We start from the raw sequence: 14,811 nt of genomic DNA on the forward strand, positions 1-14,811 counted from the left end.
GGGAAACATCCCTCTGTACGATCTCACTCCAGTTGAGCATGTCGGATTTGCGGGGAGCAGTTTTGCTTCCCGATTTGCGCAATGTTGCGACGGCACGGCAGCTTCGATCTCGTGTGCCGGGCGCGCGACGCTGACGGGCGGACGCAGGCGCATTCGAAGATGCGCACAAGCTTCCGGAGGCTGCAAGCTGAAATTGCCGCCTCAGCCGCGATGAGCTTCTTAAGAAGCCATTCGGTTGTGAATGGCCGTTTTGCCTGAAATGCTACAGAGCCCGAGTTTCGGGAGAGCCGTCGTGCGAAGTGTCATGGCGATAGCGAAGCGACCAAAATGATCAGGCGTCCTTACGCCATCACCGCCTTATTTTCCCTTCGGCAGCTCGCTCATTGCGGCATTCCAGTTCGGCGTTCTCTGACCGAGAATGTTGCAAACAAAGAAGTCCAGCAGCTTGAGCTCGGCATAATTGCCCGGTGTTCCGTGATTGCCGCCGGGCACATAAAGCATATCGAAGAATTTTCCCGCCTTGATCAGCCGATCTGCAAGCTGCAACGTGGAGGACGGATCGACATTTTGGTCCATTTCGCCGACGACAAGCATCAGCTTACCCTGCAACCGATGTGCGTTGTCGATCATCGAAGACTGCGAATATTCGACGCCGACCGGCCAACCCATGTACTGTTCGTTCCACCAGATTTTGTCTATGCGGTTGTCGTAGCAGCCGCTGTTGGCCACGGCTACTTTGTAGAATTCAGGATAAAACAGCAGCGCGCTCACCGCATTCTGCCCGCCGGCGGACGTGCCAAAGATGCCGACATTGGAGATATCATACCAAGAATATCTTGCGCTGACCGCCTTGTGCCACAGGATTCGGTCGGGAAAGCCGCCGTCCTTCAGATTCTTCCAAGCAACGTCATGAAACGCGCGCGAGCGGTTATTCGTACCCATGCCATCGATCTGAACAACGATAAATCCCAACTGGGTGAGCGGTTCGACCCGGGTCGAGAAAGATTTCGGAACGGAGGATCTGTGTGGGCCGGCATAGATGTCCTCGACGACCGGATATCTCCTGTTTGGATCGAAGTTGACCGGCAGGTGAATGACGCCCCATATATCGGTCTTGCCGTCCCGCCCCTTGGCAGTGAAGCTCAGTGGCGGCTTCCAACCGACGCCGATCAGGTCTCTTATATCGGCGCGCTCGACATCCGTAAGTTCGGAATTATCGCTGGCCCGGTACAACACCATGCGCGGCGGCAAGTCAATGCGTGACCACAGGTCGACATAGTAGCGTCCGCTCGGTGAGAACTCGATGTGATGATTGGCCTGCTCAGGCGTCAGCGCAGTCAGTCCCCTCCCATCGAAGTCGATGCGATAGGCGTGGACGAAATAGGGATCCTCCCCAGGGTTCATCCCGCTGGCGCCAAACCAGATCTGGCGTTTGATCGGATCGACATAATAGACCGCGCGGACCACCCAATCTCCTCTGGTGATCTGATTTTTGAGCTCACCGGTCCGGCCATTGAACAAATACAGGTGCTCATGCCCGTCGCGCTCGGACGCCCAGATGATCTCCTTCCCATCCTCAACGTCGTACCGGAAGGTCTTTCCAGTACGTGGCTGCAGACGCCCGTACTCGATAAAGGTCTCGCTGACCTCGTCAATCAAGGAGCGCACCTGCCCGGTGGCGGCGTCCACCTCGACAAGTCGATAGAGCTGATGCCCACGTTGATTGTATTCGAAGGTAAAGCCACGTCCGTCCTTCCACCACTTGATCGGCGAGAGTTTATACGGATTTGGGAAAGCGGCGCTGTCGATTGCGATCACGCGCCGGCTGACGACATCAATGAGCACCGGCTGGGACAACGCCAGGGCATCACCCGGCTTTGCGTATGTCATCGACAAAGGCCTGGGTTGAATCTGGTCAGTTGGAGACGATTCGACGTAATGAATCTTCCTTTGGTCGCCTGGACGGATCCGATAAGCAGCCAGGCGAATTGAGTCCGGAGACCATCTTAACGTCGACAAAGCATAGTAGTTTCCTTCTGATCCGTCCCAGGTCAATGGGATGTCCTGCAGGCCGTCCTTGCTGCGCAGAAAGATATTGTAGTTTCTAATATAGGCGTCCCATCTCCCGTCGGGAGATGTACTTGTCTTCGACGAATGATTGACGGCAGGTAGCGTGTCGTCAGCACTCAGCCCCTGATGGACCTGCATGCTTGTGCAGACATAACTCGCAAGTTCGCAGCTCCAGCGGGTATTCTCGATTTCGAAACTGAGCCTTTGACCGCTATCGGCCAGCTCGAAACGGGCGAAGGGCAGATCATCGGCTTTGTAGTTCTTATGGCTCCTCATGTTCAGCGCCGCCGCGAGGCGAATCTGATCAAAAGCTGGTCGCTTTACACCTGTGGCAGCATTCACCAGCATGAACTGGCGTTTGCCCTGGGTTGTACGTCGGTAGACGAACGACTCGCCCTCTGGCAGCCAGAACGGCACTTCGGGTACATTGACGGTGAGTTGGCCATAGCGATCGCCGATCGTCAGCGCTCGCTCATAATCGGACTGAACCAGCGGCGGACGGGCGATTTCGTCGGCCAGGGCGTGCGCGGCAGCAGATTCCGGCTGGACCAGCATCGCAAGCACTACAAGAACTCCAGGTCGCATTTCATCCCACGAAAATGACAAGCTCGTGCCAACCGCGGCGACCTGACCAATGTCCGATCGCTGCTCGGCCGCCGGTGATATGCAGGGGCCATGCCAGCCGATGCGGGGCGTGCCGGCTCTTTTCGATCTCAACGTCGTTTGAGCACCAAGATCTGTGACTGTTCAACGCACAGCTGGTCGGAGGTCGAACACAAAGTGCATATCGCACGTGGTCTAGTGGTTGATTTCAGGCCAGCATGCTGAAAGACGTGAACTCCGGCTCCAACAACTGCCGGGGCAGCATGAAGATGCCAAAGGCAACCGATTGGCTCCTACTGCCACCACATTCAAGGATGCAGCGCTCGCCTCTTCGTTCGCCATAGCTGTCGTGATTGTTGCAGCTCGTCAGATAGGTGATGATCTTCGTTGTCAGATCGCGCGCCTCGGCCTCGACAATTGCAACCGGACGCTAAGTGCCGCTGGTTAGACGTACATCATTTGGTCGACAGCTCTTTGACTTTCCGTGCGGTGCGATCGATGGGCAGCCAATGATCAAGCCTCTGTCGGTATCGTTGCAGACGACCCTGCCGGTCGAACCCGTCTGCACCGGGAACGCAACGTCGTAGTCTCGATACCTTGATGCGGGAGTTGATGCGCAATGGAGCAATGGTGTTGCGGTGTGCTGCTCCTAATGAGAGAATATTCCACGCAGCGGCACCGTTGATCGTTCGCAACCGAATCCACCTGGGTGCTGATGTGACCAGGAGATCGATCATAAGTTCGCGCGTGACGCCTCCCCCTCGGGTTGCTGGGACGATCGCGTGCGGCTACGAACTGGGCTGGCTCTGAATGCTCATGACCTAGCGATAACTCGCATCCGTGAGATATCCGTCCAGGCGATCACGAAAGCTTCTAGATAGCCAGTCAAGTCCCTCAGGTTGCCAATGAGCCCCCCTTCTCTCCTCCGGCAGATCGGTAAGGTCTGACAAACTGGATCACATCGCCTTGTGCATTATTGGCGAGTTTGACGGCCGCATGTTCGCCAACGCACCATCTCCAGCGTAAGTGACGATGGTACCGCGCCCAGCTTCCATCTCATCGCCCTGCATGTGCGGTTGATGACGCGAGCGTCCAAAACCTTACCATAAGATACGTCCATCTAGGACGCCGGGCAGGAGAACGATGCGAAGCCCCTTTGCCACGCCAGCCGCGCACCATATTCCTGGGAACGGCACGCGGATTGCTCGGCAAGGATCAACGAGCTGCCGCGAAGAAAGCGGTCGCAGCGGACCCGGAGTCTAAAGTGAGACTTATCCGATTGATCTTGATCGATCTGACTTTGATGCTGCTTGCGCCCGGGAACGCTGAAGCTACGATTAGGGGTGCTGGCGCAGCCTTCACATCTGCTACCAAAACTGTGGCGTCATCGGAGCGGATTTCGGCCCCAGAGCCAATCTTGAGCTCTGGCGCGAGCCGACAGCCTTCCCGCCCAACGACACAAGCGGCGCCATTTCAGCTTGCAACGAACCCCCTCGGTCCGGCCAAGCCGGCTGAGCATTCCACGATGCTGGAATTTGGCTCTCCCTGTGTGATCGGCAAGCGCGCAGGGCAGCTTCCGATTGCCACGATCATCGATGGCTCGGAGATGCTCAACAAGCCGCTCGTCCTAACACCATCGATCTGTAACGCCGCAGCCATGCGTTATGGCCTCTTGGGGGCGGAGACACCGCGCTGGAGCGGAACAGACTGGATTCTCGGAGGCATGGTGATCGCGGCGATTCCGCTCGTGATCTTGGTAGAAAGATGCATCACAGGCGCGGGCACGTGAGAGAAGCAAAACCTGGCTATATCGAATTCGCCTTCAACGGCTCTCTCGCAAACATCCCGCTAGTGGCCCAATTCAGCGCACCAGCCAAAGGCGTCACGGCTATTTTCGGGCCGCCTGGCTGCGGCAAGACCGCGCTCGCACGCTGCATCGCCGGCGTGCAGCGTCTGCCGGGTGGATTTTGCGCAATCGATGGTGAGATTTGGCAAGATCAGACGACGTTTCGGCCGCCTCATCTGCGTCCCGTCGCTTATGTATTCCAACGACCAATTCTTTTTTCGCATTTGTCCGTCAAGCGCACCCTTCTGTTCAACGCGTCGAAATCGAAACCGACACTGATCGATTTTGATGGCGTGGTCGAATTGCTCGCCCTTACCCCGCTGCTCGAGCGTTCGCCGTCGCATCTTTCTGACGCCGAGCGACAGCGCCTTGCCCTGGGCAGCGCGCTGCTGGCACAACCTCGGCTACTTTTGCTTGACGACCCACTCATTTTGCTCGACCGCTCCGCTAAATGCGAGATCTTGCCGTTTCTCGAGCGCATGCGGGAAGAGCTCCCATTACCCATGATCTATGTCAGCCATGACATGGCTGACATCGAGCGCTTTGCCGATCATCTCGTCATGATGAAAGATGGCGTTGTGACTGCGGCCGGGCCACTCAATGTCGTTCAGATCGCCCCGGCTCTTGCCGCGCGCGGCGATGCGGCAGTCTGCCTTGATACCGTGGTCGGCGGCTATGACGGGCGCTATGGGCTGATCATCCTCCGCCTCAAAGGTGCGCGCCTGTTGATCCCTGGATCGCCGCTTAGGCCGGGCGCGCAGTTGCGGCTGCGCGTCGCAGCCGGCGATGTCAGCATCGCGTGCGAGCCGCCGCGCGCCAGCTCCATCCTCAATGTCTTTCCGGCACGCATCAAAGCCTCTCTGCCGTTCGACGATGCTGAGGTCACCTTGGTCCTGGCTCTCGAAACTGGCCGTTCGGGCGTACCGCTTCTGGCCCGCATCCCGCGTCGCTCCTTTGATGCGCTACGGCTCAGCAATGGCATTGACGTATTCGCCGAGGTCGCGCGCGCCGTGCCGGTCGCAGTCCCCGAGCGGTTGCTCGCAGGGCCCTCAACATCAACAGGAGGCGTTCGACGGGTAAGCGCCGATACGAGAAACGAACAGCAATCGGAGTACGACAGTGAGCGACAATCTTGATGAGATAGATCCGAAGCATATTGCGGCTGCCTTCGACCGACCAGACGATGTAGATATGCTACAGGGCGACTCAGCCCAGGATCTCGCGCGGCGAGTCGTACGCGTCGGCGGCATCATCCGGCGACACTTGACCGGCGCACACGGTACCCGGCCTGGTCGCAGGGGACATTGCGTCACGGCGAGAAATCTCGATTTCCGAGCAAGTCGGCAGCGCAGCTTTGTCTATAAGCTCGATACAAATGGACTCGCGAGGGCCGCAGCTATCGCTTTCCGCGCGCTTCGCGACCTGGTCGATCTCCTCGCGATGAGCACATTTTGCCGGCAGCAAGCAACCGGCCGCCTGCGCGCCGAATTCGTCGACCCAGTCGCCCGTGACGTACCACTTCTGACAGCCGTTCTAGTTAGATGTCTTGCCGCCTGGCGAACTTTCACGGGTGATGTTGGCACGTTGCTATTTTGCGATCTCCAAATCGTTCAGCGATGGTGGCGCGATATCTCCAAGCGCCTGGCGCGCAGCTGGGCTTTCATTCCCAGCTGCGACTATTTAGGCACTATGATACCGGAGCGCTTGATGACGACTGTACGACCACCGGATACGTCGGCTCCGAAATCGCCCGTCGGACTCATTCGCCGTCTCTGAAAACAGCCTTAGCTCCGGGCTCCGCTCCTCGTTACGAGACACCATGATGCTTTGCGAAGGCTCCGATTGTGGACGTTCAGCCGGCGAGAAGTCGCAGTTCAATCAACTTGGCACTATTCAGTCGAGGCGGATTTCAGCCCCTCAGCCGGTTTTGCAGTGCCTGCCGATCAATGACGAGATTGGTGAGACTGAGGTCTGACTGCCGTCTTCCCGCGAGCCGCCTGACCAGCGCCCGCGTACCGTCGACCACAAAGACACCGCAGTCATAGCCGTTCCTCTGCTGGCGTATGGAGGCGCCTTGCAGATCGGCTCCCACCCGCGCTGCGAGCATTGCTGCAGGTCTGTCATTGTATCCCTGAGCTGAGTCGTAGTGGTAGGCAACCGGCCCGTCGCGATCGCGGCGGTCCACCAGCAGCAACGACCAATGGGAGCCGCGGCGATCGAGGTCCGTGGCGCTGGCATCATTGACCGGCAAGAACAGGAAGTCGGCTGTATCGTTGCCATTCCGATCGTCGACAATGCGATGGAATGCGGCTAGCGCGTCGGCATCGGTCCCCTGGCCCACCCGAAAGGCCATGAGAGGATCGACGAACCGAGTCCTCGCGGCGAGGTTTGGATTGCTCGCCCACAACTCCTGCGCCAGGAGTTCGTAGTCCCGCTGGATATGCTCGTCGCCCAGCCATTCCCTCGCTCCGAGAACCCGTCCGCTTCGGTCGCTGGCAGAGGCACCCGCAGCCGAACCAGCGACCCGGGTCTTAGGAACCGAGGATGGGCCAGCATGATGGATCAGCTGAGCGTCGCGGCGTCCTCGCGGACCCAACGTGATGGAGTAGGTCTCCCCGTTGATGGAGACCGGCTGGGGAGCCATTCGCGAACTCGGCAACAGCATTTTATTGTCCAGTACATCGAGCAGGAAATCCGGCACCGGCTGTGAGCCATGCTGCCAATCCTCGCCAACGAGATATCCGATGTCCTCGAGCTCTTGAGGCATACCCGATGGTCCGATGAAGAACGGAGGTCTTTGCACCGACCCTGACTGGGCATCGTCACGCATGTCCTGCGGTGTGGACGGCAGGTCAACCAAGGAACCGAGACCCCGATAGATGTCTGAGGACCGAGCTGGCTCGCCCATCGGCGTTGGAAAGTCGAAATAGGACGGCAGTTGCGGGGACCAAGTCGAGCTCGACCCAGCCTGCTCCTGCAAGCCGGCCTGGCCAAACGGGCCTAACACCGGCGGCCACTCACTTTCGGACGGCGGCGTCGGCAAATCTCGTATCCAGGTCGAGGTGGAGGTTGAGTCCGAGCCTGCTCTTTGCTGAGGAAAGGGTACACCCAGCGCTCTGTTTGCCTCGACGACTTGCACATACTGCCTGAGCTTCTTGAGCGTCACGCCAGATTTCCCGTTGGCTTCGGCGTAAGCCCGGTAGTCTGCATCCAGCGAGCGTTGCTGCTCATTATTGCCGTTGATTCGGCTCGCGATGCTCGCCTTGCCCTCTGTGCGGAGCCAATCACTGAACTTGCGTTGCGCCGAAGCAGTACTTTGAATGGTTTTTCTCCTATTCTGGGAACTCGGGTCGAGCTTGCTCAGCTCTTCGTTGGCAAGGCCCGCGATGAGGCTGGCGTCGTCGTCGTAAGGACGAAATCCTTGTTGGGGCTCGAGACCTAGGTATTCTCTAAAGGGATCGAGTGGGGCCGTCCGCTTTGTCGCTTTACAGAATGCCGCATAATCTGCGTTCAATGACGATTTCTGCGCAGCATTGCCGTCGATTCGATCCATGATGCTTGGCCTGCCCTCCCTCTGAAGCCAATCACTAAAGGAGCGTAGCCGGGAAACCATCGTCGAAACGGCGGCTTTCTCTTTCTTGGTCGCGTCAGATCCAAGCTTGGACAGAGCGTCGGTCAAAAAGTCATCGATGGTGGAGATATCCTCCGGATGAGCCGACAATGTTTCGCGTCCCATCAGCCGAGCCCCGGCACCGACAGCTTGGAGCCCGTCAGCCCCGATCCTGCGCAGATGAGATAATGCCGCGCTGAGGCGGTCACGATCATCACCGCCAGCTTCGACGTACTCGTCGATGTCGTCGGCGAGCGACCTTGGTTCATTGAACGCCCGAAGAGCCAATGGCCCCTTATTCTGTGCTCGGAGCCAACGAGCAAACGTATTGAGCGCCTGCACATTGGACTTGATCGTAGCAGCCGGGACCTTTCCAGTCCCGCGGCCTCTGGTACCATCGGGAGTAATTCTGTAGTCTTTGACGTTTTCCACGAACTGGTGGATCATCCGCTCGTCCTGGGGATGCATCGGTTGCTCTCGCGTATTCACAAAAGCCGGGGCCGGAATGGGATTTCCAGCCTGGAAATTCCGGAGTGTTTCCAATGCTCCACCCACATAGTTCCTGCTGTTGGCGCTGGCCACCTTCATAAATTCATCTTTATAGGCGGCTAGCCGATCAGCGTTGCCAAGCAGGTCCTTTAGCGTGATGCCTTTGGGTCGGAGGAATTCGCTGAACATTCGAAGAACCGTCACGTAGTTCTCGATGGTCTTGGTCTTACGGTTCGCGCTACCCAATGCCGTCTTGAATTCTTCAATCAGCTCCAGGTCCGCTTCGGACGGGCGACTGCGCTTTGCAAAGTCGATGCGAAGCTCCGAGTAGAGTTCATCAGACGGTGGGCCGCCGGCCTCCTTCTCACGACGGCTTGCTCCAAAGAATTTGGTTAAGCCTGATTTGACCTTAGAGAACAGTCCTCGGGACTTTTTATCGTTCCTCCGGGCCATCGATTGTGCTTCCGAGGGCGCTGCGTAGCGCATGCTGCTAAATGGCCTGTCCCGCAAATCAGACCGGTAATCGTTTGCAGACGAACCAAGATGAGCGTGCGGAGCGTCGACGCTGTAACGCGTGCTGCTGAACGAACTGTCTTGCAGGTTGGACCTTGGGGGCATCCGCATCGAACCACCAATGTCCGCGCGCTGCAGATTTCCATGCGAGCGTGCGGCCGGAGCGTCGGGCGAACCAGCCTCAGGCGAACTCTCCTCAGGGGAACGGAGTTGCAGCCCACCCAACTGCTGCTCGAAGCCAGCTTGATCCGAAGGACCGGCCTCTGCCTCTTGTTGCGCGCGCTGCAGCTCCTGCTGCTCAGCGTACCAGCGCATCCAATAGTTCGGATCGTTATAGACCGGTTCCACACCATTCTCCTTTGATGAGATGACTCTTCACAGCTGCACCAGCTCGCGCTTCGGTGCGATCAATCACAGAGCCTCCGGCCTAAGAAGCCGGATGCCAAGATCGTCAAATTCAACAAAAGCGACTGTCATCGCGCCCCGCTACGAGCGCATTACTCAGATCTGCCCAACCCTCGCTGCTGCAGAGGGCGTTCCGGCCCCAAGGGCAACAGGTGATTGCTGGCTACCCCTCAAAACAATTCAAGAGAAACGACGGCCGGATACTGCCATTCGAAAGGCAGCGGCTTTCGGCCCTCCTCCCGGCCAAGGTCGCATGCGGCACCTCGGGACAGAATCCGGGCCGCCCCATTGCCGCTGGACCTTCGGGATCTGTTCAGATTCTGCTTCGTCTCGACTCTTCAGTTTATGTCCTCACATTAGCTACAACCGGCCGGGCCATGCCTGCACATCAACATGCTCCAGCGCACCACCAAAGAACCTGACATATCGAAGCCTTTCCTCGTGGTCATGACGCCTCAGAACGATAGCCGCATGTGCGTTGACACTCTACAACCTGACGCTACGTGGATTTCAAGCCTTCATTGCCACCGCAGCGAGCCTGGGTGGGTTCATTCCTGTTTCAGATGCGGCAAATCCTCGCAGCTTGGTGATCACCTGCCGTTTCGAGCGGCCTTGATGCGCGAGGCGAACTCTGCAGCCAAGTCGCTGCGCGGCGCAACTAGGACAATCGGCTCTTGAGAACTGATGGCATATCGTTTGCTTCACCAGCGTGGTCACCATGTCCGGAAAACAAACGTGTGAGGACCGTATGCTTGGAATTGGAAGTCAATTGCCGCCGTTCGAGATCACAGGCGTGAAGCCTGGCTTTCAGGCGCAGGAGGAAGATGGGCAGAGTGCATTCGAGACGTTGACCGAAGCCAGCTTCCCAGAAAAATGGAAGATCATCTTCTTCTATCCCAAGGACTTTACCTTCGTCTGCCCGACCGAAATCGCCGAGTTTGCCCGGCTTTCCAAGGAATTCGTCGACCGCGATGCAGTGGTACTGGGCGGCTCGACTGACAACGAGTTCTGCAAGCTTGCGTGGCGACGCTCTCATTCCGACTTGCACAATTTACCAATCTGGCAGTTTGCCGACACAAAGGGGACCCTGGTCGATGGCCTTGGTGTGCGTTCCCCCGAAGGGGTCGCGTATCGCTACACCTATATTGTTGACCCCGCCAACACGATCCAGCACGTCTATGCGACCAATCTCAACGTCGGGCGCAGCCCCAAGGACACACTGCGCGTGCTGGACGCCCTCCAAACCGACGAGCTCTGTCCCTGCAACCGCGAAATCGGCGGCGAAGTCCTGAAGGTCGCTTGAGGCAGCATGTCGTCGATTGAACAGTTGAACGAAAAGATCCCAGATTTCGCCAAGGACGTCAGACTCAATCTGACGTCCTTGATGGCCGATGAGACACTCTCGCCGCAGCGGCAGTACGGGCTGTTGCTGGCGAGCGCGATTGCGACCCGCAATGCAGACGTCATTGCCGCAATCGAATCCGCCGCGGTCGCTGTGATGACGCCCGTGGCGATCGCGGCAGCGAAATCTGCGGCCGCTGTGATGGCGATGAACAATGTCTACTACCGCTTCGTTCACCTCGCCTCTAATCCGGAATACAAGACAATACCGCCACGGCTGCGCATGAACGTGATTGGCAGTCCGGGTGTTGACAAGTCTGATTTCGAGCTATGGTCACTTGCTGTCTCCGCCATAAACGGATGCGGTGCTTGTATCGATGCCCACGAGAAGACACTGCGAGCTGCGGGCGTCAGCTCCGAAGTGATCCTCACTGCCGTGCGCTCTGCTGCTATCGTCCAGTCAGTGGCGATTGCTATCGAGGCCGTTCGGCCGAGCCCATCCCAGGCAACGGGCTGATTCCTCCTCTGCCATCCGATCGACAGGGTGTGGCGCCGTTCCGTATCGCCACACCGGTCCTGTTACCTTGATACGTGTCTAGCTCAAATTGCTCGCACCGTGCCAGAGGCGGAACGCGCGAAAGATGCTAATATTCCGACGCTTAGGGGCGGTTCGTACCACGGCTTCGTTCCATCCTCACCTTACCCTCAGCCAAACTTGAACAGCACCCCATATCCGCCGCGCGGGTAACTCCACTGGACATCGCCGGTGGGCTCGGCGATCACCCGACAGGTACCGCACTCGATACAGCCATCAACAGTCACCTCGACCCGCCCCTCATCGTTCAGCTCATAGCATCGCGCGGGGCACGCTTTCAAAAGCGCGACTAGCTGCGGCGATGGGGACGTGTGTGCGCGAACCTTTACGTGAGGACGACCAATGTCGACTAGGTAGCGGTTGTAATACAGCTTGTCTTCCACGCGCACCGATGGTTCGGCATCCATGCTTTGTCCTTCCATACTTGGAACTCACACTGTTGATAATTAGCGCCAGGCTCGCGCAAAACGACATGCATCGCCGAACAGCCCCATCCATGAGCGCGCCTTGACAAAGGATTTCAAGGTCGCCTTCTCCTTCTCAACCTTGGGCGTACCATCGACCCGCACAAAGTTTTGCATTGCCTTAGAGATGAGCTGCGGATAGGTGAGAAAGAAGTTTTGTGAGTGAGTATGCATCAGGGGCGGCAAATCCTTGTACTTCTTGAGGTCCTTGATGACGAAGGACTCATCCAACATCTTCTTGTAGAGCGACAGATTTGTCGCTGTCATCGGCTCGCCGCGCGATTTCACCAGGCCGATCGCTTCGGCCGCTATGCGACCTGAGGTCATCGCGAGATTGGACCCCTCTCGATGAACGGCATTGTTGAGTTGCGCCGCATCGCCAACGACTACCCAGCCTTCCCCGTAGAGCTGCGGGATCGATTTGTAGCCTCCTTCAGGGATGAGATGCGCCGAATATTCCTTGACTTCGGAACCTGCTAGCAGAGGCAACACAGAGGGATGCCTTTTGAATTGATCGAGCAAGCCGTAGGGCGTCTGGCCGGTGCGCTGGAAATCGGCGACGAGACAACCGATGCCCAGCGAAATACACTCTTTGTTGGCATAGATGAAACCCATTCCGGTCATACCGCGGGAAATGGTGCCCGCCGCCTCGATCACGACGCCTTCTTCGCCCTTAAGATTGAAACGCGCTTCGATAGTCTCGCGAGGCAAGAAGTGCATTTCCTTGACGGCGAGCGCAACGTTATCGGGTGTCGGCCGCGCGCGCAGGCCCGCGCGCGTCCCAAGCAGACCATTGACCCCTTCAGCGAGCACGACGACATCGGCATGTATTTCGCCGTCGCGGCGATCTGTACGAACGCCGACAATCCTTTCACGCTCGTCCCGTACGAGCTCCGTCACGGTCGTCTCGCAGAGCACGGTCGCGCCGGCTTCGCGCACCTTTGACGAGAACCATTTGTCAAACTGCGCGCGTATGATCGTGTAACGGTTCGGCCGCTCCTCGTTGAAGTCGTCCGAGCGGTAATGCATCCCGACATGCGAGCGGTCGTCCATCATCCAGAACCGTTGTTCAACCAGATGACGTTCGAGCGGCGCCTCTTCGCGAAACTCGGGGATTAGCTTTTCCATCATGTCCGCGTAGAGGATTGCGCCCTGCACATTTTTCGATCCAGGATATTCGCCGCGCTCGAGCTGCAGCACCTTCATGCCTTGCCTGGCCATGGACAACGCCGCCGCGTTACCAGCCATACCGGCTCCTACCACGATGGCATCGAACCTCTCTTCAATCATCATCATCTCCTCTAGACCGCGATCCGGGCGCGCGAATTCGGCAAGAGCCGAGCGCGAAATGCCGCCGTCAGCGCCGGCAGCAATTGCATGGCATCACTGACGATCGCAACATGGGCGAAGTCGAAGATCGGAGCACGTTTGTCAGTATTGATGGCGACGATCAGATCCGCCCCCTCGACACCCACCCGGTGCTGGATCGCGCCGGAAATACCGGCCGCAATATAGAGCTTTGGCCGGATCGTCTTGCCGGTCTGACCGATCTGCCGATCAGACGTAACCCACCCCTTCTGCACCAGAGGACGCGAGCAGCCATATTCAGCGCCAAGAAGAGTTGCGAGCTCGCGCACCAGCCGGAAGTTCTCAGGCGATCCCAGTCCCAAGCCACCTGCAACCACGACGTCGGCATAGGCCAGATTTGATGTCTCGGAATCACGATCTGGGAGGAACGACAGAACTTTCGTGACAATATCGTCTTCGACAAGGCCGAGCGGATGGACGATGATACGGGCCGCATCGCGTTCGACGCGCTCAGGCATCGGCATGACCCGCGGGCGCACTGTTGCCATCTGCGGACGATAGTTCAAGGTATAGATCGTGCAGAGCAACGAGCCGCCAAAGGTCGGACGCGTCGCCGCAAGAGAACCATCGGCGTCGACATCGAGCGCGGTGCAGTCGGCAGTGAGTCCCGTTGACAAAGTCGTCGCCACGGAACCCGCGAGATCGCGCCCCAGCGTGGTCGCGCCCAACAGCAGGATCTCGGGCTTGTAGGTATTGACGAGTTCGGTGAGCGCCTTGGTATAGGATTCATTGCGGTAATCCGCCAAAACGTTGTCGCTCACGAGATAGGTCAGATTGGCCCCATAGCAAAAGGATTCAAGTGCGGCGTTACGGGTGGACTGCCCCTCCGGGCCGACAACGACCGCGGCGAGATTCACCTTCAGCTTGTCGGCAAGCCTGCGCCCCGCTCCCATGAGCTCCCAGGAAACCGGATGCACCTGGCCGCGCTCCAGCTCGACGAAAACCCAGACATGCTTGTAGGCCTTAAAGTGCTCCGGCAGTTCCTTCTTGGCTGCTGCCCGGCCGGCCGCCGCAGGCACAGCCGTTTTGGTGACATTGCTCATGCTTTAAAGTCCCCTCAAGAATACGCGCGCCCGCGCCACAGGTTTGTATCTAGATTCAGTTGACTGAGGATCAGTTCTGATCAGCAAGTGGCCGGCTGCTCGGCTGCCCGGCCCGCCTGGTGCAAACCGACCAGGCAGTAAAACTCGTCATCGACGTAGACGCTCCGGGCGGGCCAGAGCCAGAGATGTCCTCGACGGTAGTGCCTCGCGCGCTCGGTTCGACAAGCGCCACGGTGCCGGCGACGCCGCTACGGCATCTGTGCCCGGAAGAGCTGTTGCGTCCGCCTGCTCTGCAGTATCGGCGCCTCGCTTTCGGCCCAGCGCTCTGCACCGGGTGCGACCACCAAGGCGATCGGAGCTGCACACCTTTCATGCACTGCGTGGTCAGCCTCCAGCCCCGGCACCTTGCATCGGCCGCGCTTGGCGCCTCCGCCGGACGCATGTTGCTATCCGCGTTGCGACGA

10 protein-coding genes are annotated in these 14,811 nt (G+C 58.4%); 5 read left to right on the plus strand and 5 right to left on the minus strand.

What is annotated here, in order from left to right; genetic code table 11:
* Positions 1 to 357: 357 nt before the first annotated feature.
* Positions 358 to 2,625: a DPP IV N-terminal domain-containing protein gene (locus tag ACVWZM_RS09785; RefSeq protein WP_456856664.1), complete on the minus strand. Its 2,268-nt coding sequence runs from the start codon at positions 2,623 to 2,625 to the stop codon at positions 358 to 360.
* 1,573 nt (positions 2,626 to 4,198) lie between these two features.
* Between ACVWZM_RS09785 and ACVWZM_RS09790 the strand changes: the two genes are divergently transcribed.
* From ACVWZM_RS09790 to ACVWZM_RS09800, 3 genes are read left to right on the plus strand one after another with little or no spacing between them, the layout of a single operon-like run.
* Positions 4,199 to 4,462, plus strand: a complete 264-nt coding sequence (locus tag ACVWZM_RS09790) for a hypothetical protein (RefSeq protein WP_456828175.1) — start codon at positions 4,199 to 4,201, stop codon at positions 4,460 to 4,462.
* On the plus strand, positions 4,459 to 5,655 hold the full coding sequence (gene modC, locus ACVWZM_RS09795; RefSeq protein ID WP_253624721.1) for a molybdenum ABC transporter ATP-binding protein: 1,197 nt from the start codon (positions 4,459 to 4,461) through the stop codon (positions 5,653 to 5,655). The genes ACVWZM_RS09790 and modC overlap by 4 nt, the downstream gene beginning before the upstream one ends.
* Positions 5,639 to 6,295 carry a DUF2478 domain-containing protein gene (locus ACVWZM_RS09800; protein WP_456852938.1) on the plus strand — a complete coding sequence of 219 codons (657 nt, stop codon included), beginning with the start codon at positions 5,639 to 5,641 and terminating at the stop codon, positions 6,293 to 6,295. Before modC ends, ACVWZM_RS09800 begins: the two co-directional genes overlap by 17 nt.
* Before the next feature lie 133 nt (positions 6,296 to 6,428).
* On the opposite strand, the gene ACVWZM_RS09805 is transcribed toward ACVWZM_RS09800, so the two are convergent.
* On the minus strand, positions 6,429 to 9,446 hold the full coding sequence (locus ACVWZM_RS09805) for a Ulp1 family isopeptidase (protein WP_456856665.1): 3,018 nt from the start codon (positions 9,444 to 9,446) through the stop codon (positions 6,429 to 6,431).
* An 838-nt stretch (positions 9,447 to 10,284) separates the two neighbouring features.
* On the opposite strand from ACVWZM_RS09805, the gene ACVWZM_RS09810 reads away from it, so the two are divergent.
* Complete coding sequence (locus tag ACVWZM_RS09810; RefSeq protein WP_253624722.1) at positions 10,285 to 10,839, plus strand: peroxiredoxin; 555 nt, start codon at positions 10,285 to 10,287, stop codon at positions 10,837 to 10,839.
* 6 nt (positions 10,840 to 10,845) lie between these two features.
* Complete coding sequence (locus ACVWZM_RS09815; protein ID WP_456852940.1) at positions 10,846 to 11,394, plus strand: carboxymuconolactone decarboxylase family protein; 549 nt, start codon at positions 10,846 to 10,848, stop codon at positions 11,392 to 11,394.
* Between the two features lie 188 nt (positions 11,395 to 11,582).
* Here ACVWZM_RS09815 and ACVWZM_RS09820 read toward each other — a convergent pair whose 3' ends face one another.
* The 3 genes from ACVWZM_RS09820 to ACVWZM_RS09830 are packed head-to-tail and all read right to left on the minus strand — an operon-like array spanning position 11,583 to position 14,347.
* Positions 11,583 to 11,879, minus strand: a complete 297-nt coding sequence (locus ACVWZM_RS09820; RefSeq protein WP_456852942.1) for a ferredoxin family protein — start codon at positions 11,877 to 11,879, stop codon at positions 11,583 to 11,585.
* Positions 11,880 to 11,918: 39 nt separating this feature from the next.
* Positions 11,919 to 13,226, minus strand: coding sequence for an FAD-dependent oxidoreductase (locus ACVWZM_RS09825; RefSeq protein WP_253626050.1), 1,308 nt, complete (start codon positions 13,224 to 13,226; stop codon positions 11,919 to 11,921).
* Between the two features lie 11 nt (positions 13,227 to 13,237).
* Positions 13,238 to 14,347 carry an electron transfer flavoprotein subunit alpha/FixB family protein gene (locus ACVWZM_RS09830; protein WP_253624725.1) on the minus strand — a complete coding sequence of 370 codons (1,110 nt, stop codon included), beginning with the start codon at positions 14,345 to 14,347 and terminating at the stop codon, positions 13,238 to 13,240.
* Positions 14,348 to 14,811: the final 464 nt, after the last annotated feature.

This window comes from Bradyrhizobium sp. USDA 4501, from assembly GCF_054062115.1.

Bases quoted from the DNA above. Each gene is read 5' to 3' on its own strand.
- ACVWZM_RS09785 (WP_456856664.1), bottom strand. From the start codon at position 2,625: ATGCTGGTCCAGCCGGAATCTGCTGCCGCGCACGCCCTGGCCGACGAA.
- ACVWZM_RS09790 (WP_456828175.1), top strand. From the start codon at position 4,199: ATGCTGGAATTTGGCTCTCCCTGTGTGATCGGCAAGCGCGCAGGGCAG.
- ACVWZM_RS09805 (WP_456856665.1), bottom strand. From the start codon at position 9,446: ATGCGCTGGTACGCTGAGCAGCAGGAGCTGCAGCGCGCGCAACAAGAG.
- ACVWZM_RS09810 (WP_253624722.1), top strand. From the start codon at position 10,285: ATGCTTGGAATTGGAAGTCAATTGCCGCCGTTCGAGATCACAGGCGTG.
- ACVWZM_RS09815 (WP_456852940.1), top strand. From the start codon at position 10,846: ATGTCGTCGATTGAACAGTTGAACGAAAAGATCCCAGATTTCGCCAAG.
- ACVWZM_RS09820 (WP_456852942.1), bottom strand. From the start codon at position 11,879: ATGGATGCCGAACCATCGGTGCGCGTGGAAGACAAGCTGTATTACAAC.
- ACVWZM_RS09825 (WP_253626050.1), bottom strand. From the start codon at position 13,226: ATGATTGAAGAGAGGTTCGATGCCATCGTGGTAGGAGCCGGTATGGCT.
- ACVWZM_RS09830 (WP_253624725.1), bottom strand. From the start codon at position 14,347: ATGAGCAATGTCACCAAAACGGCTGTGCCTGCGGCGGCCGGCCGGGCA.